The organism is Mesorhizobium sp. WSM4850 (assembly GCF_055811735.1).
On the sequence record NZ_JBVVPV010000047.1, the window covers coordinates 26,500 to 47,925 of the forward strand.

Annotated in this window: 18 protein-coding genes and 2 pseudogenes; 10 read left to right on the top strand and 10 right to left on the bottom strand. The window is 60.0% G+C overall.

The window, feature by feature from the left end; all coding sequences use genetic code 11:
• Positions 1–246 precede the first annotated feature (246 nt).
• Both AC0L2Z_RS29560 and AC0L2Z_RS29565 read left to right on the top strand, forming a co-directional pair.
• Positions 247–549, top strand: a complete 303-nt coding sequence (locus AC0L2Z_RS29560) for a DUF1236 domain-containing protein (RefSeq protein WP_473630014.1) — start codon at positions 247–249, stop codon at positions 547–549.
• A gap of 544 nt (positions 550–1,093) precedes the next feature.
• Positions 1,094–1,819 (top strand): glutathione S-transferase family protein, encoded by a 726-nt coding sequence (locus AC0L2Z_RS29565; protein WP_473630015.1) that lies wholly within the window; start codon positions 1,094–1,096, stop codon positions 1,817–1,819.
• Between the two features lie 1,153 nt (positions 1,820–2,972).
• Here AC0L2Z_RS29565 and AC0L2Z_RS29570 read toward each other — a convergent pair.
• The 8 genes from AC0L2Z_RS29570 to AC0L2Z_RS29605 all read right to left on the bottom strand — a co-directional run bounded on the left by AC0L2Z_RS29570 (position 2,973) and on the right by AC0L2Z_RS29605 (position 12,303).
• The gene (locus AC0L2Z_RS29570; RefSeq protein ID WP_473630016.1) at positions 2,973–3,500 is read right to left on the bottom strand and encodes a hypothetical protein; all 528 of its coding nucleotides are present in this window, start codon (positions 3,498–3,500) and stop codon (positions 2,973–2,975) included.
• A 63-nt stretch (positions 3,501–3,563) separates the two neighbouring features.
• Positions 3,564–3,866: a nickel-binding protein gene (locus AC0L2Z_RS29575; RefSeq protein ID WP_287175809.1), complete on the bottom strand. Its 303-nt coding sequence runs from the start codon at positions 3,864–3,866 to the stop codon at positions 3,564–3,566.
• Positions 3,867–4,029: 163 nt separating this feature from the next.
• Positions 4,030–5,874, bottom strand: a complete 1,845-nt coding sequence (locus tag AC0L2Z_RS29580; protein WP_473630017.1) for a winged helix-turn-helix domain-containing protein — start codon at positions 5,872–5,874, stop codon at positions 4,030–4,032.
• 418 nt (positions 5,875–6,292) lie between these two features.
• Positions 6,293–7,108: a class I SAM-dependent methyltransferase gene (locus AC0L2Z_RS29585; RefSeq protein WP_473630018.1), complete on the bottom strand. Its 816-nt coding sequence runs from the start codon at positions 7,106–7,108 to the stop codon at positions 6,293–6,295.
• A 445-nt stretch (positions 7,109–7,553) separates the two neighbouring features.
• The gene (locus AC0L2Z_RS29590) at positions 7,554–8,648 is read right to left on the bottom strand and encodes a sensor histidine kinase (protein WP_287245893.1); all 1,095 of its coding nucleotides are present in this window, start codon (positions 8,646–8,648) and stop codon (positions 7,554–7,556) included.
• Positions 8,649–8,733: 85 nt separating this feature from the next.
• Positions 8,734–9,774: a sensor histidine kinase gene (locus tag AC0L2Z_RS29595; protein WP_473630019.1), complete on the bottom strand. Its 1,041-nt coding sequence runs from the start codon at positions 9,772–9,774 to the stop codon at positions 8,734–8,736.
• Entirely contained in the window at positions 9,774–11,261 is a 1,488-nt protein-coding gene (locus AC0L2Z_RS29600) for an ATPase domain-containing protein (RefSeq protein WP_473630020.1), read from the bottom strand. The genes AC0L2Z_RS29595 and AC0L2Z_RS29600 overlap by 1 nt, the downstream gene beginning before the upstream one ends.
• 457 nt (positions 11,262–11,718) lie before the next feature.
• On the bottom strand, positions 11,719–12,303 hold the full coding sequence (locus AC0L2Z_RS29605; RefSeq protein WP_473630021.1) for a helix-turn-helix domain-containing protein: 585 nt from the start codon (positions 12,301–12,303) through the stop codon (positions 11,719–11,721).
• A gap of 162 nt (positions 12,304–12,465) precedes the next feature.
• Between AC0L2Z_RS29605 and AC0L2Z_RS29610 the strand changes: the two genes are divergently transcribed.
• From AC0L2Z_RS29610 to AC0L2Z_RS29630, 5 genes and pseudogenes are all read left to right on the top strand, one after another.
• On the top strand, positions 12,466–12,951 hold the full coding sequence (locus AC0L2Z_RS29610) for a fasciclin domain-containing protein (RefSeq protein WP_473630022.1): 486 nt from the start codon (positions 12,466–12,468) through the stop codon (positions 12,949–12,951).
• 29 nt (positions 12,952–12,980) lie between these two features.
• Positions 12,981–13,205 carry a DUF378 domain-containing protein gene (locus tag AC0L2Z_RS29615; RefSeq protein ID WP_473630023.1) on the top strand — a complete coding sequence of 75 codons (225 nt, stop codon included), beginning with the start codon at positions 12,981–12,983 and terminating at the stop codon, positions 13,203–13,205.
• A 60-nt stretch (positions 13,206–13,265) separates the two neighbouring features.
• Positions 13,266–13,691 (top strand): annotated as a pseudogene (locus AC0L2Z_RS29620) (TspO/MBR family protein); the annotation flags it as partial.
• A gap of 1 nt (position 13,692) precedes the next feature.
• Positions 13,693–14,109: pseudogene (locus AC0L2Z_RS29625) on the top strand (hypothetical protein); the annotation flags it as partial.
• A 325-nt stretch (positions 14,110–14,434) separates the two neighbouring features.
• Positions 14,435–15,604 carry an MFS transporter gene (locus AC0L2Z_RS29630; protein ID WP_473630024.1) on the top strand — a complete coding sequence of 390 codons (1,170 nt, stop codon included), beginning with the start codon at positions 14,435–14,437 and terminating at the stop codon, positions 15,602–15,604.
• A 249-nt stretch (positions 15,605–15,853) separates the two neighbouring features.
• Here the strand turns inward: AC0L2Z_RS29630 and AC0L2Z_RS29635 are convergent, their stop codons facing one another.
• Positions 15,854–17,641, bottom strand: coding sequence for an adenylate/guanylate cyclase domain-containing protein (locus tag AC0L2Z_RS29635; RefSeq protein WP_473630025.1), 1,788 nt, complete (start codon positions 17,639–17,641; stop codon positions 15,854–15,856).
• Positions 17,642–17,845: 204 nt separating this feature from the next.
• On the opposite strand from AC0L2Z_RS29635, the gene AC0L2Z_RS29640 reads away from it, so the two are divergent.
• From AC0L2Z_RS29640 to AC0L2Z_RS29650, 3 genes are all read left to right on the top strand, one after another.
• Entirely contained in the window at positions 17,846–18,604 is a 759-nt protein-coding gene (locus AC0L2Z_RS29640; RefSeq protein ID WP_473630026.1) for a DUF5131 family protein, read from the top strand.
• A 12-nt stretch (positions 18,605–18,616) separates the two neighbouring features.
• Entirely contained in the window at positions 18,617–19,810 is a 1,194-nt protein-coding gene (tcmP, locus tag AC0L2Z_RS29645; protein ID WP_473630027.1) for a three-Cys-motif partner protein TcmP, read from the top strand.
• Between the two features lie 250 nt (positions 19,811–20,060).
• Complete coding sequence (locus tag AC0L2Z_RS29650; protein WP_473630028.1) at positions 20,061–20,540, top strand: hypothetical protein; 480 nt, start codon at positions 20,061–20,063, stop codon at positions 20,538–20,540.
• A 76-nt stretch (positions 20,541–20,616) separates the two neighbouring features.
• Here the strand turns inward: AC0L2Z_RS29650 and AC0L2Z_RS29655 are convergent, their stop codons facing one another.
• The gene (locus tag AC0L2Z_RS29655; protein WP_473630029.1) at positions 20,617–21,309 is read right to left on the bottom strand and encodes a BBE domain-containing protein; all 693 of its coding nucleotides are present in this window, start codon (positions 21,307–21,309) and stop codon (positions 20,617–20,619) included.
• Positions 21,310–21,426: the final 117 nt, after the last annotated feature.

Below are 21,426 nucleotides of genomic sequence, written 5' to 3' on the forward strand. Positions count from 1 at the left end.
ATTGGCACCGGTAACGATCATGGATGATCTAGTCCGTGCGAAAGACGGTCCACCTATCCATCGAGTTTCAACGGCTCATGGTCGCGGGGATAATGGTTCAGCACCTCGCGGGCTTGAGCGAGCGCGCGTTTGTGTAAGGGGATTCGCGCACTGTAAGTGGAACAACAATTGCTCCGCACCGTTCAAGCTAAGCAAACCCGTCGCGGGAGCAATGAAGCGCCGGAGCGGAGTTTACTTGGAGGCAATATGAGAAAGCAACTTTCCTCGGCCACGGCAGGACTCCTTCTGCTCGTTGGTGTCAGCGCCGCCCCCGCTCAGGACGTCGTGGTCATTCAACCCGAGCAGGATACTGTGATCCGGGAATACGTGAAAAAGAAACCGATGGCATCCGTCAGCCTTCTCGGCGTGGAGCTCAACATCGGCACAGCACTGCCCGATACAGTCGAGCTTTACGAGGTGCCGGACGTTCAGTACCGCTACGTAGTCGTCGATGGCCGAACCGTCCTGGTCGACCCATCTACCCGCAAGATTGTGAAGGTCTACGACTGACACGAACTCTTCCGACTGACGCCCGCCGTGCCGAAAGGTGCGGCGGGCTTTTTTGCTGTCCGGGTGGAACCCGATCTGGCCACAATGTTCGGTGCGGCAACAAAGCGCCGTGCGTCAAAGTGGGAGGAACAATGCGGGAAAGGCAAGGCTTCACCGATAAAGAAGACACGACAGGCAGGAGCGCGCGTCGGATGCTGCAAGGGCATTCACAGACTTCGAGCGTGTGGCAGGAGAAGCAAAGAGGGCTCGGCTGCGGCAGCAACGACTAAAGGCCGAAACCGCTCTTCCTGCTGAATTGGCAGCGAAACCGAAGAGGTACCGAAAAGACAAAAAGGTCTAGTAGGCAAGCGGGTTAGGCTTCTGCAGCATGTTCTCGCAGTTCGTGTGCAATGAGCGCCTTGCCGAGACTTCCGTCCCGCCCCCCTTCAACCCAAGCGCCCCGCCGGCCCGGCAGCCTAGGCGTTGACCCAAGTGGTCGGCGAGCGCATGAATGAGCTCGTGACGTGCGCATACGTGCGTAGCGTCCCGATCCGGGGACCACCCCATGTACATTCTCTACGGAGGCGACTTTACCCGCGCGGCGCTGGTGCAATGGGTGCTGGACGAAGGCGAGCTCGACTACGAATTCAGAAGAATAGACATATTGAAAGGCGAGCACCGGGCCGCCGAGTTCCTAGCCACAAACCCCGCCGGACCGGTGCCGGTACTGATCACCCCCGAAGCCGACGCGCTGTATGAGGTCGCCGCTTTGATGGTGTACCTGGCTGATCGGCACAATATCACGGAGCTGGCTCCCGCCGTGACCGATCCGCTCAGGGGGCTGTTTCTCTCGACGATCTTCCACATCGCCAGCGACATACAGGCGGAGATGAAACGCTTCCACTTTCCGCATCGCTTCTCACTGAGAAAAGAAGACAACACAGCAGTTCAGGATTCAGCGAAAGATCTTGTTCTCAGCCGCCTGGCAGTCATGAACACGAGGCTGTCAAAAGGCGGACCTTACATCCTGGGCAGCCGCTTCTCTCTCGCCGACTTCTATCTGAGTTTCTGGATCGCCTATCTCGACCGTGAGACCGTGTGCAGGCAGTTTCCCTCCGTCGCCAGGCTGTACGAGCTGGTCCCGGTCTCGTCCGGGCGTCACGCCCTACCTCGAAGAGACCGAACAGATGACGGGCGCCTATACGGCAATGATGAAGGAGAATCCCGCGGGCGTAATCAGCTAGAGCCAAGCATCGTCCGCGGCCCCCTTCACTACGCCGTGTCGCAATAAGCCTCCAGCCGATAGCTGGCCGAATCCGGTATTGATCTTACGGATGTGGCCGTCAGGCCCGACGCCCGAACAGGTCGGCGTACCGCTGCAGGTAGAGCGGCCAGCCTTGATCGGCGGAATTCCACAGCAGCGACCGGGATCGCCCCGGACGGCTATACCTCGGCCGGCAGCGTTTGACGTGCAGTGGGAACGACAGTGGGAAATCGAGAGGTTTTTGCGCCAGAAACGGCTGTGGACGCCTTGCCGGTCGGGTCCGACAAAAAGAACGGGCGTTCAAACGCTTGCTTCCCTGCGAAGCTGCGATCTCCGTAAGTGCGCCAAGAAGGCGCCACAACGGAAGCCACAGGAGATCAGATCATGTCTCGTTCATTTGGGATGGATACCCGCCCGTCTTCAACCGACTGGGCAGTCATAGTTCGCGGGCCAAGCAAGGCCGAGGTGCTTGCCCATACAGCGAAGATTAACACATACGCGAGCACACTGAAGCGGCCCGGCCGCGAGAAAAGGATGTGAGGTTGCGGCGGCGGTGCCGATCAGCCCCGTCTGAAATCTTGCCGGAACGATGTTTCTCGGTTGACTTCCAACCGGGCAAAACAGGCAGCGGTCGAAGAACGTCCGACGAAGTCGGAGATTTTCGGTCTCGCCCAACGCCCGCTTCGAGGAGCTTATTCCGCACTCGGGAATGCCCGCCTTGGGGTCAACTTGCGTCGTCCCGGGTCCCGCCCAAAATCCCTGGAGATGCTCGGCGCCCAGCCTGAGCTTCCCGCCTCTGTCCGGCTTTAACTCCACCACCCGGGTGGAGGCGGCTGCCCCAAACGCCGAGGTCGTTGACCGACAGTCTTCCCCAAGACTCGATGTTGCCGCTCAGGATGACGCCGAATACATGGCGGCGGAGCTGTCTGGTAAGCCGCTGCCAACCTGAGCAGCAGCTGCGACTAGCCTAGTCGACGAGGTGAATGCTCTTCAGAGAGGAGCGGATGATGGGAGTGCTGATTGTTCTGTTACGGCGTGACATATACGGCGGTCCACTCAAGGGTTTGCCTCGCCCGTCGAGAAAATCTAACCAAGAGCGGTGAAAGGGCGTCTGCCTCTGCCGATAGCTTGTTCAGGCAAGGTATGCATCGGCCCGCACTTGCGGGCCGATACCAGCGCATCAGCCGCTGTGAGCGCAGCTAACACTGCGGTTGTTGTCCGCCATCATGCCGCTGGGATTGGAGCGCCAGTGCCAGACGTGGAGCTCATAGTATGGGTCCACCGGGTGAACACCGACCTTGGATTTGAGCTTCATCTCCTGACCTAAGAAACTCGGTGCCTTCGCACCCTGCCACTGTGCCTTGAACACGATGTACTCGAGCGCTACCAGATGCATCGATCCGTCGGCCTGCGGCTCGTACATAATCACATCCGGCTGATCCAGAACCAGCTTTCCGTCCATGGCGTAGCCCTTATTGATGTAATGCTGGCCCATGGCCCCCTCGGCGCCCGCGTCGGTGCAGTCGAAGAGCGGCTCGTAGCCGGCTGCAGTCGCGTCGGCGAGGTCATAGTAGGCTTCTGCGGCGGCACGCGATTGGGCAATAGCCGTGGGGTCGCCACGTGAACCCAGTTCGTGAGCCTTAACGGGCTGGCAAACGCAACCGGCCGCGAGGGTGGCGACCAGCAAGGTCGTCTGTAGGAAACTCATTATGTTTCTCCATCTGAGGGGTTGAGGAGCACCCGCGGAGCTATGGCCCCGCGGGCTAATGGGTCACGCTGCCGCGGCTTCTACAGCCGGGTCAGCCCGCACGATCACGGTAGTGGCGACCGGATAGAATTCCTCGCCGGGCATGCCCACGCGACGGGCATGTTCGCGGATCGCCGCACCGTCCTGCGCCTGGTAGATGCAGAAGGTGCCGATGCGACCGTCGGGCTCATGCACGACGTAGCTGCGGATCCACCTGACCCTGTCAGGCATTTCTTCGTTTCCGATCCGTGCTGACTTGGCGCCGGCGGTTTCCAGTTCGGCGAGCGACGCCCAGGCGCTCGGCCGACGAATAACGTAAAGTTGCATTTTCAATTTCTCCTGATTTCGGGCGCCCAGGTTCGACGCCCCGATTGCAATGGCCATGCGGGTTGCATGACTGGGCCAGAGATAGCGCCGGCTGCCGCAGACCGTCCTTACCGTCGACCTATCCTGCGCTTATCTTTTGCCGATCAAGGGATAGCGAAAGCTGTTAAGTGGCGCTTGAAGCGATCATGAGGTGTTCGCTCTCGCCACGCTGCTTGCCGTGAGCCGGGATCGATGATGGAGCCAGACTTGCAGCCATGCTCATGAGCCGAGGCGATCCGATACGCGCGGCGGTGCGCTCGGCAGCTGCCAGTTCCGAGGTGCCGCCGCTAACGTCACCCATGTCGAAGAAGCGACGGGCCAAGTCGATCCGGAGACGTGCCGCGTGATACTCTACGCCGGCACTTGTCCAAAGCTGACGGGCGAGGAGACGAAGCTGCATCGCCTGGGGGTCATCGGCGGGGAGGAGAGCGGCGCGGGTTTCGGCGATCATCGCCCGCACCGCGGGCTGAGGCCAGCGCTCCGGGGAGGCGTCGATTTCCGCGAGGAAACCGGCAGCCAATTCCGGCCGACCGCCCAGGGCGGCTAGGCGAGCGGCGTTGACCAAGAGCAGTCCGCGACGCTGCAGGTGAAACCATGAGAGCCCCTGTAAAGCACGGTTAAGCGCAGCGAGCGCAGCCTCCACGTCGCCTGTCTCAAAGAGCAGAACGGCATTGCCCGGTTCAGCGTCCCATCCAATCGAATACGCCATTGCATAGTCCGACTTCGCCTGGGAGAGGTCGCCAATCATTGCGTGAATGTCCCCTCGGACGCGGTAGCCCTCGCCCAGAGACCAGGCCTCTTCGTCCGCCAGCTTCGGAATCGCAGCCTCAATGTTAGCCAGGGCCTCGCCGAGCGTTCGCTGCGCTCCAACTATTTCCGCCCGATGCAAACCGCAGGCGCCAGGGCTCTCGGCGAAACTGGCTTCACACCAGCTCTCGAAGCCTTCACTCCATTGCCTTGCACGGGGCCAATCGGCGAAAGTGCGACAGCTCCAAAGGATATTGCAGTAGACCAAGCTGCCGGTGATCGGGTCGACCTGACTGGAGAGTGCGATGGCGGCGGCGTGGTTCTGCTGCTCACTGCCCTCGTTCACCCTGCCGAGAGAGAGGTTGTAGAAGCCTTTGTAAACCAGCGTCAGTGCCCGAAGTCCCTGATCGTCGGTCTGCTCGGCCAGCTCGAATGCCTTCGATGCGAGCTCAAGAGCTTCCTTCGGTCGGCCTCCGAAAGTGGCAAGGCGCGACTTCATCCACAAAAGATAACCCATCGCGCCGCTGTCGCTCAAGCCGGTCAGCAGCTGGCCGCCCCGTTCCAGCCAGCCGATGGCTGCGTCCACCGCCCCGCGTTCGAGATGGATTTTTGCCAATGTGATGGCTGCTCGTGCGGCCCGCACCGACTGACCTATCCGCATATGAGCCGCGACCGCACGAGAAAGTATTGGGATCGCCGCGACGGGACGGCCGCAACACTCGACCGCCAGAGCCCAGAGATCAAGATCGCCTGGGTCCAGTTCCCGCGTCCGGGAGATGGCATCGAACTGCTCTGCCGCGCCCGCCCAGTCCCGCTGGATCGCCAAGTCTCGTGCGGAAGAAATCTCCAGATCGTCGCCAGCCTCAGTCGGCGCAATCTGGCCGAGACCGGGATCGTCGACCCCAAAGCGATAGCCATGCTTGACGAAGCTGCGGATGGAATTCGCCAACCCGCCGGCCGCAAGCGCGCGACGGGCCAAGCTCACAGCGCGCTGCAGGGAAGCTTCGGTGACCGTCAGGTCCGGCCAAAGAGCATCCATGAGCTCGTCCTTCGGCACCACCCGACCTGCATTCCTTACCAAGTAGGCCAAAAGGTCAAAGACGCGCGGCTGAATCTTCTGTGCCGCTCCACGCAGCCTCAGCGAGCGCGCCTCCTCATCGAGCTGGAATGGTCCAAAGTTTTGCAACATCGCGGCTCTGGGGGAAATCGAAACGGCGACCATAAGCGAAAGATCAGCAGATGGTAAGGACCAGCCTAGTGCAGGGCCATATTACGAAGCGATCCCGGCTACAGCCGCGGGGACAGCGCGGCACCCTAAGGGCTGCACTCACAGCTATAGCAGAAGGACCAGTGCCTGCCATGCCCGCCACAAACAAGGCAAGCTCAACGCCCTGACCCGCGTGCTCGCGGCAGAGCGCATCGTCTGAGCCGAGACCTTGCCGAACTATGGCCCGACCGGCGGCTTCTTCCGCGACGGCCAACGGCTTGCGTGGTGACAACGGCTGCTCGACTCTGCATTTCTGGCCGCTTCGCGCCTAATCTCGGTCGTTCCGCCCGAGGGCAGAGGCAACCGAAAGCGGACGCGCTGTTCAGAAATCTATCTCTTGGTTACGGCAAAACGAACCACAAGAGCCCATCGACTAGACCGGTCGAACGGCTTCAGCCCAAGACATTCCAAACCAGACGGCCGAGTCCGGCTCCTTGCTCCAATCAATCAGGGCGTCGAGCGTCGCAGTGACGGATTGGGGAGGCAATCCGATAGCGACGATATCGTCCATCGCTTCATCGATGATGCTCGCAATGTTCCGGACAACTGCCTCAAAGTCAGGCTCGCCGGCGCATCCGCCAAAAAAGACAAATGTGATACGTCGCGGACGCAGGTCGGCCTGATGCAACAATTGGACAAGGCGACGTCCGATGATTGGATCATTGCCGTGTCGGTCGTAGGTTCGCTGATAGGCATGCCATAGTGAGGCAAATCCCGGTGGCTCGGGCCAGAGCCGCAGCCCATCATAGTCGTCATCTGACAATATCACCCGTCCGCCCGGTCGCACTGCGCCGGCCATGTTGCGAACAAGCAGCAACGGGTCAGGTAGGTGCTCTAGAACGAACCGCGCATGAGCAACGTCGAACTGTCCAATCTCGTTATCGGTAAGAAGTGGAGCAAGCACGTCACCTTGCCCCATCTCCAGAAATCCCAAATCCCCATCGGCGTCAGCCTGTCGTAGCGCCTCCGCTATCTGCTCCGGGCTTCGCTCCAAAGCCAAGACCGGAACACCGGTGGCCCGCGCCATCATTCTCGAAAACTGCCCTAACCCAGCACCGAAATCGACGACCCGCTCGCCAACAACCAGCTGTGCAGCGTCGAGACATCGTTGATTAAGACGCTTGTTTAAAGCCGTCAGCCGTTGCTGCTCGGCTTCACTTGATCCATGCGTATAATGCGATGACGACATTCACTGCCCCCAGATCGAATGACCCTATCAGCTTCGCATAAGGCCGGACGGCGTCAAGATCAGCGGCTGTGAATTGAACCGTGGCGACCCCTGCGCCCGGCACATCAATTACCGCTTCGCGCCTAATCTCGAACTGTTGAGATGAACCTTGCTTTTCCTGAAAGCCGACGTCTCAAGCGTCCATGTGTTCATGTCACTGGTTTTTTTTGGCCCTTTCCGTCATTGAGATCGTAGAAATAACGGAGGAGACAGGCGTTAATTGGCCGCTATATAATCCGCATGAAGTTAGAATGAATTGATAAATGAGAAACGCGATTTCAGCGATGTCGCAGCCTTCATTGCCGTCGCAGAGGCAGGAAGCTTCACGCGCGCTGCGGCTAAGCGCCTTGATCCCGTAGGTCGAGCCGAACTAGCCCTGCAGCGTACACTGTCGAGCAGCAGCACTTCAGATGGATTTCAGAGCGGAGCTTTCTGCCTCGGATCGCCTAAAGATGATAGTGACCGCAGTCCCTTCGCCAGCACTCGACTTTACGTCGAACTGCGCCTTGGCATTCTCGGCTAACGAGCGGGCGATCAGCGCGCCAAGCTTGCCGGTCTTGGGCCATGACTCGCCCTCCGGCAGGCCGATACCATCGTCAGCAACGATGACCCGGCAGCCGTCGCCATCGACGATGCTGTGCAGCGTTATCGTGCCGCCTTCGCGCCCCTGGAAAGCATGTTTTAGTGAGTTGGTCAGCAGTTCGTTCACGACCAGTCCCGCCGGCATAGCAACGTTGATCGACACCGGATATGTGTCCACTTTCATGTCGAGGCGAATACCCTCTACGGCATGCGAAGTCATCACCGCGGACGCGATCTGGCTGAGATAGACGCCAAGGTCGACTTCATCCTTCTGTTCGTCGGCCGATAGCGTCTGGTAGAGGATCGCCAGAGCGTCGACACGCCCGGCGAGCCTCTCAAACCGCTTCTGATCGGGCTCCGTGGCGTTGCGGGTTTCGAGACGGATCAACGCCGTGATCATCTGGAGGTTGTTTTTCACCCGATGCTGGAGTTCGCGCAGCAGCGTGTCCTTCTCGCGAACGAGCTCCTCCACCGGGCGCCCGTCGTCATTTTCACCATGGGCTGACACGTCGACCAGAGCCACCAACCGGAAGCACCGCATGCCATTGTCGTCCACGATGATGTTTGAATAAACGTCAGCTATTACGGCCCTGTCCGCTTCGCGCTCCAGCCGGAAGGTGCCGACGAAATCGGTCTCCTCAACCACGGCTTCGCCAAGTGGCCGGTCCTTGTGCTGATGGAGGCCAATACCAGGGAGTGCTGCCCAATTCTGCCGGGTAAGCGCGGCCGCCTTTAGACCGGACAGTTTTTCGAATTCCGGATTGGCATAGACCACGCGCTCTTTCGCGCTCAAGTCCGAAACAGCAATCGCGATTGGCACCTGGTCGAGGAATTTTTTGAACTGATCGCTTTCCAGCGCGGTGGCAAGATCGGGTGTATCGAGCAACTGCTCAACGGCCTTCTCTGAATCCGATGTCATCTCGGGGCCCGTTCTTTTCCCTGAAAAGCACAGTACCAGTCATGGGCTCAACCGACCATCGCCAAATTTGAAGCCGCGGTGAGGTTCACGAGTAGGAAGGTACGAGCCTTGTCTCGCGCAGCGGTAGGACCAAGGTGAAGCGCAGGCCGTCATGTTGATAGTCGAGTTCAACCTTGGCATCACACTGCACGGGGACCACCTTTTCTAGAAGCGCGGTGCCAAAACCCCGCCGCTTCGGCGTTTGAACCGGGGGTCCGTTGCGCTCCTGCCAGGCGAGGCTGAGCGTCTGCCCAGCACCAGAACTGCCGACTGACCAACAGACGGCAAGCTGACCTTCAGGCCGAGACAACGCCCCGAATTTCGCCGAATTGGAGGCAAGCTCATGGAGGGCCATGCCGACCGGTACGGCAATGTCGGCGATGAGCGCGACGTTCGGTCCTTCAAGCCGTATACGTGGGCTGTCGTCTGTCTCGTAATGTCGGAGTTCCCCCTCAAGAAGTTTGCTCAAAGAGGCGGTCTGCCAGTAGTCGTCCGTCAAAATCGAATGCGTTTCAGCCAGTGAGACGATCCTGGCCGAGAAATTACGCACGAACTCCTCAACGCTATCGGTTGATATGGCTGTTGCGCCCATCACGGCCCTAACATTGGCCAGCGTGTTCTTAACGCGATGATGCAGTTCCCGGATCAGCAGGTTCTGCCGCTGGGTCACTTCCTGCTTCTGTTCGATATAGGACTTGACCTCGATCTGGCGGGCGCGGGCGCGCAGAGCAGATCGCACAGAGTTGGCGAAACTCGAGGCCAGAAACGGCCGTTCAAGCACGATCAGATGACGATCGAGAAACGCAAGACGCTTGTCGAACTCGGTGCCACGCATTGTCAGAAGCACGATTGGAAAATCTGACCACGCCGGCTGATTCTCGAGCCAAGCTGCAAACCGACTGCGATCGGCGTTGATCAGTGCCTCCTCGGCAACAACAAGACAATGTGCGCGGTCCAGAAGCGGCATTGCTTCGTCGAGACTCGAGCAGATGCATGAACTGATCCGACTGGCAGCTAGGATCGAACTTGCAACCTTGGCATCACGCCCTATCGGCGCAAGCACAAGAACTTCCAGGTCCAGTGTCATCAGGACGGCTCACCTTCGAGAAGGTCGGCCTTCTTGCCCTCGAATGAAGGCACGCCCGTAAGGATGCCTCGGAAATCCTCCAGTGGCTCACTTACAGCCAATCCAGCGGCGGTGATTTTGAACTCACGAATGGTGTCTTCGTGCGGGCCTACGCGCCTTTTTACAACCGAAATAGCGCGCCTCAAGCGACCGCCACTCTCGAAGAAGCGCAAAAGCATGACGGAATCGCAGAGATACGTCATTTCCACAGGAGCTGCCACTTGGCCAATCAATCCATGATTGGCCAAAACCAGAATTGTAACCACTCCCTTGTGATTGAGATAGGTAAGGATCTCGTGCATTTGAAGCACGAGATGCTGCTCTCCAGACATCGTGTTAAGGTAGCCGGTGAGGCTATCGACGACGACGATCCTTGCATTTGACCGTTCGACGGCGGACTGAATGCGCGACGACAGCTCACCAGGCGAAAGCTCCGCCGGGTCGATCTGTTCCAGCAACAATCTGCCCTCTTCGGCAAACGCCCCCAGATTCATGCCGAGGCCTGAAGCGCGCGCCATGAAGATTCGTTTTGTCTCGTCGAACAAGAGCACCAGGACGCTCTCGCCTCGGAGGAGCGCAGCATGGCAATAAGCGCTGGCAATGGTTGATTTTCCCACCCCGGAGGGACCCATAAGTAGGGTGCTGGTGCCGCGTTCCAAGCCTCCGCCAGCCAAGTTGTCAATTGAAGTTTCGCTTGAGGCAGGCGGACCATACTCGACCATCTCATGCTCGGAAGCGACAAGCCTGGGAAACACGGTCAGGCCGCCCGGCCGAATGACGAAATCGTGGTAGCCACCGCGGATTTGTACCCCACGCATCTTGATGACGCGCAGCCGCCGTCGCTCTCCGCCGTACACCGGCGACAGCTGTTCCAACCTAATGACGCCGTGACTGATCGAGTGCAAATTTAGATCGTCATGTTCTGCGGTCAGGTCATCGAGCAATAGGACAGTTGCGTTGCTGAGCAGGAAGAAGCTCTTAAGTGCCAGTACTTGCCGCCGATAGCGCAACGAGCCTTGTGACAAGAGACGGATTTCGGATAGCGAATCGAACACGACACGGTCTGGCTTGAGGCGCTCGATTTCAGCCAGCGCTGATTGCACGGTCTCACCAAGCTCGAGTTCGGAAGAATGAACCAATGTCTGGAGCTGGGATGGATCGAGGCTAAGCTCTGGAGGGACAAGCTCTAGGATCTCTATGCCATCGAGACTCAAGCCATGTCGGCTCGCGACCGAAAGCAGCTCGCGCTTACTTTCGGATAGTGTGATGTAGAGGCATCTCTCCTTGTTCTGCGCGCCATTGAGCAAAAACTGCAGCCCGAGTGTGGTCTTTCCCGAGCCGGGTCTGCCTTCGACGAGATGAGATCGGAACTTGGCGTACCCACCTCGAAGGACATAATCGAGGCCTTCAACTCCTGTGACTATCGGTGAAGCGTCGTCAGTTTCCACGTTGGCCCCTTCGCATTGGTGAACACCCTAACGGCCAGCATTTTCAATAGTTCCGTACGCCCGATATGCCGTTCTCACGCCGTTATATCGTCGACGGACTATTGCGGCGGACGAAGTCGCAGTTCGCCTCCACGCGGTCCAGCCGCTCGTAGCGGCACCAAAGATGTTCAACACGTGACGCGGCAGCCGTACGGAGCCGCATTGTGATTCTGGCTACCGGAATCCGGCCGCCGACAGAGTGTACGAGTCGCTGAGCGGCCCGCTCGCCTTGAACGGCTACTTTTCATACTTGAATTCAAGAGCGGACTGTCCGTTGGCGGCCCCACTATGCTCTCGAGCAGCAATGCGCCCATCTCGGCCGTTGACTACCCGCGGCTCCCCACCTGAAAGCCGACTTCCTCCACCAACGCTGGCAATGCATAGGGATGAGTTTCAGGAGTGTTCAGTTAACGGCGGCCTATGAAGAAGTCACAACGATAGCGGTTGAAATTTCCGTGCCTTCACGGCGGTAATTGTGCGGAACGCTAGAGTCGAAATATACAGCGTCCCCCGTATCCAGCGCGGCCTCCTTGCCATCCACATTGACTATAAGCCGACCGCTGAGCACGTAGATGAACTCAGCGCTGCCATGTTGATGGGGCTCAGAGGGCGGCGAATCAACCGGGAACTCGGCGTAGAACGCCTCCATGCGGCGGTCAGAAGCGGGATAGTCCAGGCTTTCGAATAGATAGGCCGGGTGCTTTTCGCCCGGAGGGCTGGGAAGTTTGAGACGCTGCTTCTTTCGGACGACCACGATGAGCGGCTCCTCCTTGTCTGCATTAAAGAAGTGATCGAGGCCGACGCCGAAAACCATGGCGATCCGAAGCAGCGTGGGGAGCGTTGGAAACATCTGCCCGCGCTCGATCTTCGACAGCATCGCAGGCGAGAGCCCTGTATGCCCGGCCAACTGCACCAGCCCTAGCTTCTTTCTCAGACGCAGTGCCTTGATACGAGGGCCGATCGAGTAGCGCTGGAGCTCGTTAGAAAGCGTGTCGGAGAGCACGTGGCAAAACTCCTTTTCGTTTCGGGAAACTATGCCAACGATATTATCTTCACAAGAGAATTCTCTTTCTGGTCACGAAAATTTGAGTGGTAAGAAAACGAATTTGCTCCAAATGAAAGCCATGACGGGCATCCCGCACCGGTCATAAAGAGGAGATATGCCATGAAGTTGAAAAGCATTCTGTTTGCTGCGGCGGTCACGCTCGGCAGCAGCGTCAGCACGTTCGCCGCGGAGAAGGATGTCGTCGACACCGCCATGGAAGCGGGTCAATTCAAGACGCTGGGTGCCGCGCTCGAAGCGGCAGGCCTGGTCGCCACTCTCAAAGGGACGGGTCCGTTCACGGTCTTTGCTCCGACCGATGAAGCCTTCGCCCAGTTGCCGGCCGGTACCGTCGAAAACCTGCTGAAGGCGGAGAATAAGCAAAAGCTCACTGAGATCCTCACCTACCATGTGGTCGCGGGTAAGGTGATGGCTGCGGACGTGGCGGGTATCGATGAAGCGAAGTCGGTAAATGGCAAAATGATCGACATCGAAGTCGAGGGCTCCACCGTCAAGGTCAACGATGCCGCCGTCACTGCTGCCGATCTTGCTGCCTCGAACGGGGTCATCCATGTCATCGACAAGGTGATCATGCCGCCGGAAGGCTGACCCCTCATCCCTCGACCTGGAGAAGAACCATGAAGTTCATCAACATTTTTACGCTCATCCTCGTAATCGTAGGCGGGCTGAACTGGGGGCTGGTCGGGCTATTTAGCTTTGACCTCGTGGCCGCCATCTTCGGGGCTGGCTCGGGGTTCGCCCGGATCGTTTACATCCTGGTAGGGCTATCGGCGGCCTGGCAGATCACCCCCCTGTTTTCTGCAAAGAGTTCCGGCGAGTTCGCTGCTGGCCAGAACCGATAGGGCCTTCGGAGGGACCCGCTTGCCTCGTCGGCGGTTCCCTCCATCTTTTGCCGGATGGACATGCATTCCCTCCTCGTGCTGGTCGCCTTCGAGGTCGCGAGCTTCGCTGCGGCGGCTACCGGCGTGATCTTTAGGCCAGGCGACTGGTACAAGCAGCTCGACAAGCCAAGATGGCGCCCGCCCGATTGGCTATTCGCCCCGGTCTGGACGGTTCTCTATGCATCGATCGGACTGTCGGGCTGGCTCGTATGGCTAGAAGCAGGCATTGCCGGCGCAGCACTGCCTCTCAGTGTCTATGCAGTCCAACTTCTGCTGAATGCTGCGTGGACGCCGATCTTTTTTGGACTTCACCGACCCGGGCTGGCCCTGGTGGAGATCATGGTGCTTTGGGCTGCGATCCTGGCGACGATTATAATGTTTCACCCCGTTAATGCGGCTGCTGCCTTGCTGCTTTTTCCTTACCTGGCGTGGGTGAGTTTCGCGGCGCTTCCGGCCAGACTTGACACCCGCCGAGATGCTCTCGCTCGGCGTGTTCGGCGGCAAGTACATGACCGATTGTCGCGACGAATTCCCCAACAGCTGGTTTGCAGAGGCCCGGCTGTCGTCGCTGCGAAAAGATCCGTCACTTAACTTCTTCGGTGTCGACGCCAGCCAACCGCTCATCGTCTGGCGAGCCAAGGGATGGATACACCCCGACGATCCGCGTGGCTGGTTCCAGTGGTACTGCCGCTACCAGCAAGGTCGTCGCATGCCCGGCGAGGACGAGCGACAGATCGCCCGTTGGAAAGCTATTCGCCGCCATATCGCGCAGCTTCGCCGAGCCTGCGAGCCTGGGGACTGCTGGTGCCGGCCGCGTCAGCGCCAGGCTCTGCTGCATTGGGCATATGACAGCCGTTCGATTTAACCCTTATGCCGCTGCTGTGCTGAAAAACGTCCGGTATCTTGCTTGCGAGGCTAGAAGCTGCCAGTCCGCTTGCGGCCCCAGGCTGCCGAGCAGCAACGCGCCTCATCTCGATCATTCCGCCGGCCGTCGCCGCATCGCTTTGATCATATCGCGGTTCGCTCCCGCAAGGCGCGAGAGCAGCAAATGGTGACAAGCCGCCGCCGTGGCGTTCTTCCCCGCGGGCGGCCGCGAAGGACTGGCTGGCAAACCGCCGGCGACCTGTCACTGCTGCCGTGCGGCACAGCGTGCTAGGAACCATTCCAAACGTCATGACGAGGATTCCGCCTTGCCCGCCGTTCCTGCCCGCATCCTGCCGACGATCGTCATCTCGCAGTTCGCCGCGACTTCGCTGTGGTTCGCCGGCAATGCGGTGATGCCCGACCTGCAGCGCAGCGCCGGCCTGCCGGCGTCCGCCGTCGGCGACATCACGATCGCCGTGCAGCTCGGCTTCATCGCCGGTACGCTGGTCTTCGCCTGGCTAGCGATCGCCGACCGCTACTCGCCGCGCATCATCTTCTTCCTTTCCACGCTCGCCGGCGCGGCGGCCAATGCGGCGACGCTGGCGAGCGGCGGCGAGTTTCTGCCCCTGCTCGCGGCTCGGTTCGCAACCGGCTTCTTTCTCGCCGGCATGTATCCCGTAGGCATGAAGATCGCGTCGGGCTGGTACGACCGCGACCTCGGGCTCGCGCTCGGCTGGTTGGTCGGGGCGTTGGTGCTCGGAACGGCATTTCCCCATCTCATCCGCGGCCTAGGCGGCGATCTGCCTTGGCAGGGCGTGATCCTGTCGGTCTCGGCGGTATCGATCGCCGGCGGTCTGGCGATGCTCTTTCTCGTGCCGGACGGGCCGCAGCTCAGAGCGGGCGCGAAGTTTGACCCGGCCGCATTCGCGACGATCTTCCGCTCGGTCGATTTCCGGGCGTCGGCCTTCGGCTATTTCGGCCACATGTGGGAGCTCTACGCCTTCTACGCGTTCCTGCCGGTGCTGCTGGCGGCGCGACTTGGCAGCGACGGCGCGACGGTTTCGATGTGGAGCTTCGCGGCGATCGCCACCGGCTTTCTCGGCTGCATGGTCGGCGGCTACCTTTCGCGGGGGATCGGCAGCGCGCGCATTGCCTATATGCAGTTGTCGGCGTCCGGCCTGTGCTGCCTCGTCTCACCGCTGGCGTTCCTGGCGCCCTTGCCGGTGTTCCTCGCCTTCCTGTTGTTCTGGGGCGTGGTCGTTGTCGGCGACTCGCCCCAATTCTCCACGCTCAACGCCCGTTTCGCCCCGCCGAGGCTCGTCGGCTCGGCGCTGACGATCGCGAATTGCATCGGCTTCTCGATCACGATCGTTTCCATCGCGCTGCTTGACTGGCTGATTGAAACCGCCGGACCGCAGTATGTTTTCGTGATGCTGGTGCCCGGGCCGGTGCTTGGGCTGGCGGCGTTAAGACGGCTGGCCGCGAAGCCGGCGTAAGGAACAGCCGTGGCGGCACTGTGCCGCCGCGGCCGGGGATGGTGATGAAGGGGACGCCGAGACCGAGTAGAGTTCATCGCCTGTTGCTGCGGAGTCAGTCCAGCGAACCAGCAGTCGCTGACCTTCATCCTATCTCCACTGCCGGCGAGCCGGGAGGTCTGCTGAGAGGTCGTGAACGGAACGGCTGCTCTTCGCAAATGGTTCCCGAAAGCAGACTTTCCGTTTCCGGCCCCAGGCCGGATGTTAACCTCACTCGGGAAGACCCGCCTTCAGTAAGCCTTCGCGCAGGTGCTCGGCGTCGGCAGGATATCTGTAGTGAGGCATCTCGGCCCGTACGCTAAATCCCGGCTTGCACCGGAGCACGTCGGTTGCTTGGGACCGGGCTTCATCGAGGCGCCCGAGTTGCGCCAGACAGGCTGCTTCTCGCGCCATTGCCCATAGCGACTTCTCGGGCCCGAGTTTCCGGTTGGCGGCCAAGGCTTCTTCGTAGCGCCTCACAGCATACAAGCAGAAGGCGAGAGTGCCCCAGGCGAACTTTACATGAGGGTCAAGCCTGAGGGCTCGACGGGCAAATTCAACGCCCTCTTCGGCACGGCCAGAGACGCCAAGCACTGAACTCAGATGAACAACGCCAACGGCGTCATTCGGATTGAGCGCCACACCATTTTCCAGGTGCAATATTGCCAAATCGTACTCGTCGCGGAATCGGTGGATCTGTCCGAGGAAGGTGTGACATCGACTTTCGAGCGGATCCAATCGGACCGCAGTCGTGGCTACGGCCAGCGCCTGCTGTTTGATCAAATCTGGCGCAGCGCCGTAGTTGTTTTCGACCAGAAGCGACAGAGCAAGATATGCGTGCGCGAGTGCGTATTTGGGATCAAGGGACACCGCCTGCTCGAACAGCTCGCGAGCACGACGGTTGTTTTCTGGGCCGATGCCGCGCAAATGCTGGATGCCACGCAGAAGGCAGTCATAGGCCTGCAGGCTGTCAGTTTGCCTGGAGGCGATCTGGATCTCAGCGTCCTCCACCCGGCCCGCCACGGTTCCAACGATCGTGCGGGTTACCTCGTCCTGGACCTCGAATAGTTCTTCGATGTTTCGGTCGAACCGCTCGCTCCAAACGTGATTGCCTGAACCCCCGTCAATTAACTGCGCCGTGATGCGGATCCGGCTGCCCATCTTTCGGACGCTCCCCTCGACCACATAGCGCACTCCGAGTTCACGCGCGATCCGACGCACATCGAAGCTCTTGTCGCGATACTGGAACGAAGAGTTCCGCGCGGTTACGGAAAGCGCGCGGGCGCGTGACAGGTCGGTGATAATATCTTCAGTGATGCCGTCGGAAAAATATTGCTGTTCGGGATCGCCACTCATGTTGGTGAAAGGCAGGACGGCAATTGACGGTTTCTCGGGAAGGGGAAGCACTGGCCCCACGGATTCGGGCGCCGAGTGTTGTGAGACCCGGAACACGCGCACCGGATGGGCGATGTTCTTGAGCTCGATCTCTCCCATATCCGTTAGGACATGAGAGCTCTTGCCACGCAATTCATCGCGCACTTTGGCCGAGACGCAGATGCCGCCTGGTTCCGCCAACGCTTCCAGCCGCGCGGCTATGTTGACGCCGTCGCCGTAGACGTCCGAACCCTCGCCAACGATCTCACCGAGATTGATGCCGATACGCACAAGGACGCGTTTATCCTCGCTGAGATGCGCGTTGGCTTTGTTCATTTCTTCCTGCAACGCCAGCGCCGCTTCCACCGCATTCACGGCGCTGGCGAATTCCATAAGCACTCCGTCTCCCATAAGCTTCACAATCCGACCCTCGTGCCTGCGTACTATCGGCTCCCAAATTGTCTGCTGCCGCTCCTTCAATACCGCAAGCGTGGTTGTTTGGTCGGCTTCCATAAGCCGCGAGAAGCCGACGACGTCTGCAACGACGATGCAAGCAAGGCGGCGTTTGGTGCGTTCATCTGACATTGGATGATGCTTTAGAGGCGGGTTCAGCCGATGGTATTTACGCCGCGCGGCGATGTCCATTGGCAGGCATCTTGCTTACCAACCGACGTGTCCGCTGTCACGTTTCCAGCGCAGCAAGCTGCCGATCGGCTACCGGCCCCGCTTCGGACAGGGTTTAGTTTGTCGTCGGCCTGCGAGGCACTGCTGGAAGGATTCGTTAGCATTAACACTTCCCTAACCGGCCGTGCCGCATTATGTGTTCTCACTATGTTCCAAGGCGCTCGCATGGCCGGCACCACGGCAATCGAATGGACGGACGCGACGTGGAACCCGGTAACGGGCTGCACGAAGATCAGCGCCGGCTGCGACAACTGCTACGCCGAGCGGTTCTCCGAGCGCTTCCGCGGCACGCCGGACCATCCCTTCGAGCAGGGTTTCGACCTCATGCTGCGTCCGGAACGGCTGCTGGCGCCGCTCTCCTGGAAGACCTCGAAGATGATCTTCGTGAACTCCATGAGCGACCTCTTCCACAAGAAGGTTCCGTTCCCGTTCGTGGACCGCGTCTTCGAGACCATGGAAAAGGCGCACTGGCACACCTTCCAGATTCTGACGAAGCGCAGCTCCCGCATGCGCGACTACGTGAACAGGCGCTACGCGGACGACGCCGCGCCCTCACACATCTGGCTTGGAACGTCAGTGGAGGACGGCAGCCGCAAGTCTCGCATCCGGCACATGCGGCAGATGAATGCCTCGATCCGGTTCCTATCAGTCGAGCCGCTGATAGGGCCTATGGGCCGCATGGATTTGGACGGCATCGACTGGGTCATCGTGGGCGGAGAGAGCGGACCGCGCGCGCGGGCCATGGACCCGAACTGGGTAAGGGAGGTCCGCGACCAATGCAACGAGGCCGGGATCGCGTTCTTCTTTAAGCAGTGGGGTGGGATAAGGCCGAAAAGCGGTGGAAGGACGCTGGACGGCAAGGAATGGAGCCAGTTACCTTGCGTCAGTCCGATTCGGGGAGGAGTATCGGTCGCCGCTGAATAGGGTGGGAGGCAGATGAAACCCGAATACGCAGGCCGCGCGCAGACGCTCGCCAAGCACTTCATCCTCGAGAAATACCTTCAGTCCCTGGCCTTCAAGCTCCTCCTCGGAGGATATCCGACGCTGACCTACGTCGACGGCTTCTCCGGACCTTGGGAATCAAGGACCGACGACTACTCCGACACTTCCTTCATGATCGCGATACGGGTCCTGAAGGACGCGCAGGCCCAGCTCAGGGCGCAGGGGAAGAGCAAGACCATCCGCTGCTTCTTCGTAGAGGAAAAGGCGAAGGCGTACTCCCAGCTCCACGCGGCCGTGATGGACCATCACGACCCGGCCAGCGGCTTCTACGTCCACGCCTTCCACGGCAAGTTCGAAGACGCCGTCGACGACATCATGAAGGTGGTCGGCGCGTCGTTCGCGCTCACCTTCATCGATCCGACGGGATGGACCGGATACGAGTTCGACCGCATCCGGCGCATCATGCAGCACCAGCCCGGCGAGGTGCTGCTGAACTACATGTTCGACTTCATCAACAGGTTCACCGCCTGGGACGACCTCCGGATCACGGCGTCGTTCGACGGCATCCTCGGGAAGGACTGGCGGAGCAGGCTCAACCCAACCTTGCCCAGGCACGAGGCGGTGCAGATCCTGTTCGCGGAAGAGTTCCGGAAGGCGGGCGAGTTCGGATACGTGCTCTCCACGCCCATCGACAAGCTCTCGGACCGGCAGCACTTCTCGATCGTGTACGGGAGCCGGAGCCCCGAAGGACTCGCCACCTACCGGGAGATCGAGTTCGCCGCCATGAAGGCCCACGGTTTGCGCCGGCACGAGGCGAAGCAGGCCATCAGGGAGGCCGTCACGGGGCAGACGGACATCTTCGCCATGGCGGGCCTAATACCCCCGCTGCCGATCGAGGCGCAGGTGAAGGCCTTCCGGATCGCAGCCAAGGACTGGCTGCTCGACGAGCTGCGCAGGGAGCGCCGCGCGTTCCCGTTCAAGGCCGTCTGGCAGGCCATGATCGAGACCTTCATGCTGCGGAAGACGGACGCCAAGCAGGTCTGCGCGGAGCTGGCGAAGGAAGGCCTGATCGAGAACACGTGGCGCGTGGGCGCGTCGCGGAAGACCACGCCGGGAGAGGACGACATTATCGGGCTGACGCCACCGTCCGTTACGCCCAGACCTGACACAGCCGCCGTCGCAGGTTGATCGAATCATCTCGTGCTGCCGATGCACCGTTGCAGCCCGCCCGCCCTCCGTCCGCATTGGGGAGACTTCGGTCGAATGCCGACTGACCGCTTACGGCCCCGGAACTGTAGCTCACACTCGAGCGTCTTGCCGCTCTTTGATATTCGGAACAACGGTAGTTGGCTTGTCGAGAAACATCGAGATGGTTTCGTAGGCGGGCGTTATGCTCTTGAGCGTTGCCTACTCAAGGTCTTTTCGATCCTCATAACCCGTGCCTGACTTCATCTGTGCGACTTTAGGCGCTACAACTCCCGTTCCTGATCCGTCACGCAGTTTCTCGGGGGAGAACCATGGCTGGAGACAAGGGCTGACCGCCCTTGAGAAGCGTATCGTCAAGGCATTGCTGGCCAAAGGGGAACGCAACCAGGATATCCATGCCCTTATCAACTATGAACGGACGCCAACCGTCAATTTCGGTCGCATCATCACCGTCAAGAAGGATGGGACGATCCAGTCGGCATCTGATGAGGAAATCGAATTCTTCAAGAAGCGGAAGCAAAGCTTCGATCCCGTTACCGGACTGAATATCTACGACGACGAGCGGCTGATACGCGCCCGCGAGGCGATGATCCTTGCTGGTACTGTCGCGCTGGGAGTCTTCGCAAGACACTCCGATGCAGAATGGTTTGCGATTGCAGCGCCGCTCGTACGCTTCCATTTGATGGCCGCAAGATTGCGACGGTCCGGCTGAAGCCGTTTGTTTAGGGTTCAGCCTATAGCGCGCAGCCGGTGCTCGGCAGGCCGAGCCCGCCTATGCGGTGCCCAGATCACTCCGGCGTGGCCGCGAACGGCAAGATATTCTGATTGAGGCGGAACAGGTTGGAGGGATCGAACCGAGTTTTCAAGTGTCTGAGCCGATCATACTTGATGGCTCCATAGGCACCCGAAGCAATGGCAGTATCGGATTGCTCGTTGACATAGTTGGCGGCTATGGACCGATCGGCCAAGCGCCCTGCTGCGAACCTGCCCCATTCGATGCAACGCTCGTCGTCTGCCGGAACGTCCCATACGGGCTCCGCAATCCAGTAATAACCAGCCTGCCTTCCGGAATAAGCGGTGTCTCCTTCCGGCACGTCCGCAACGGCGCCTCCAAGCTGCGTTATGTAGAACTCGCAATCCTTGGTTGGTGCCGAGGCAATCTGCTGCAGCATGGCATCCACTACGTCCCCGGTGATATCCGACCAGAAACCACCTTTCGCGTAATACCGGCGTGACCAGGCGAAATGAGCGTCGTTACGACTTTGCAGGTGAAGAAACGGCATGGCGCCCATCTCTCCTTCACCCATACCTGCAAGGTCGCCGAAGGGCGAGAGCATCTGATCCGCCCGCCTGCTGTCGCCCACCCACACCGCAGTCACGCTCAAGCCTCCTCGCGTGAGAGTAAAAGCGACGGAGAATTCTCGCGGGCGTCGTCGAGCCAAATCGCCGAGGCCGGTGATTGCGCGTTGCGCGTCGGCCATCGGGTACGTCCAATGGCCGACAGCCACCGGGCCAAGCTGGTGCAGCCGGAACCTGAAGCGGGTTATGACACCGAAATTCCCACCGCCACCGCGAATGCCCCAAAAAAGCTCCGGATC

Coding starts and splice junctions, on each gene's coding strand:
- AC0L2Z_RS29560 (WP_473630014.1), top strand. CDS start 247: ATGAGAAAGCAACTTTCCTCGGCCACGGCAGGACTCCTTCTGCTCGTT.
- AC0L2Z_RS29565 (WP_473630015.1), top strand. CDS start 1,094: ATGTACATTCTCTACGGAGGCGACTTTACCCGCGCGGCGCTGGTGCAA.
- AC0L2Z_RS29570 (WP_473630016.1), bottom strand. CDS start 3,500: ATGAGTTTCCTACAGACGACCTTGCTGGTCGCCACCCTCGCGGCCGGT.
- AC0L2Z_RS29575 (WP_287175809.1), bottom strand. CDS start 3,866: ATGCAACTTTACGTTATTCGTCGGCCGAGCGCCTGGGCGTCGCTCGCC.
- AC0L2Z_RS29580 (WP_473630017.1), bottom strand. CDS start 5,874: ATGGTCGCCGTTTCGATTTCCCCCAGAGCCGCGATGTTGCAAAACTTT.
- AC0L2Z_RS29585 (WP_473630018.1), bottom strand. CDS start 7,108: ATGTCGTCATCGCATTATACGCATGGATCAAGTGAAGCCGAGCAGCAA.
- AC0L2Z_RS29590 (WP_287245893.1), bottom strand. CDS start 8,648: ATGACATCGGATTCAGAGAAGGCCGTTGAGCAGTTGCTCGATACACCC.
- AC0L2Z_RS29595 (WP_473630019.1), bottom strand. CDS start 9,774: ATGACACTGGACCTGGAAGTTCTTGTGCTTGCGCCGATAGGGCGTGAT.
- AC0L2Z_RS29610 (WP_473630022.1), top strand. CDS start 12,466: ATGAAGTTGAAAAGCATTCTGTTTGCTGCGGCGGTCACGCTCGGCAGC.
- AC0L2Z_RS29615 (WP_473630023.1), top strand. CDS start 12,981: ATGAAGTTCATCAACATTTTTACGCTCATCCTCGTAATCGTAGGCGGG.
- AC0L2Z_RS29635 (WP_473630025.1), bottom strand. CDS start 17,641: ATGGACATCGCCGCGCGGCGTAAATACCATCGGCTGAACCCGCCTCTA.
- AC0L2Z_RS29640 (WP_473630026.1), top strand. CDS start 17,846: ATGGCCGGCACCACGGCAATCGAATGGACGGACGCGACGTGGAACCCG.
- tcmP (WP_473630027.1), top strand. CDS start 18,617: ATGAAACCCGAATACGCAGGCCGCGCGCAGACGCTCGCCAAGCACTTC.
- AC0L2Z_RS29655 (WP_473630029.1), bottom strand. CDS start 21,309: ATGGCCGACGCGCAACGCGCAATCACCGGCCTCGGCGATTTGGCTCGA.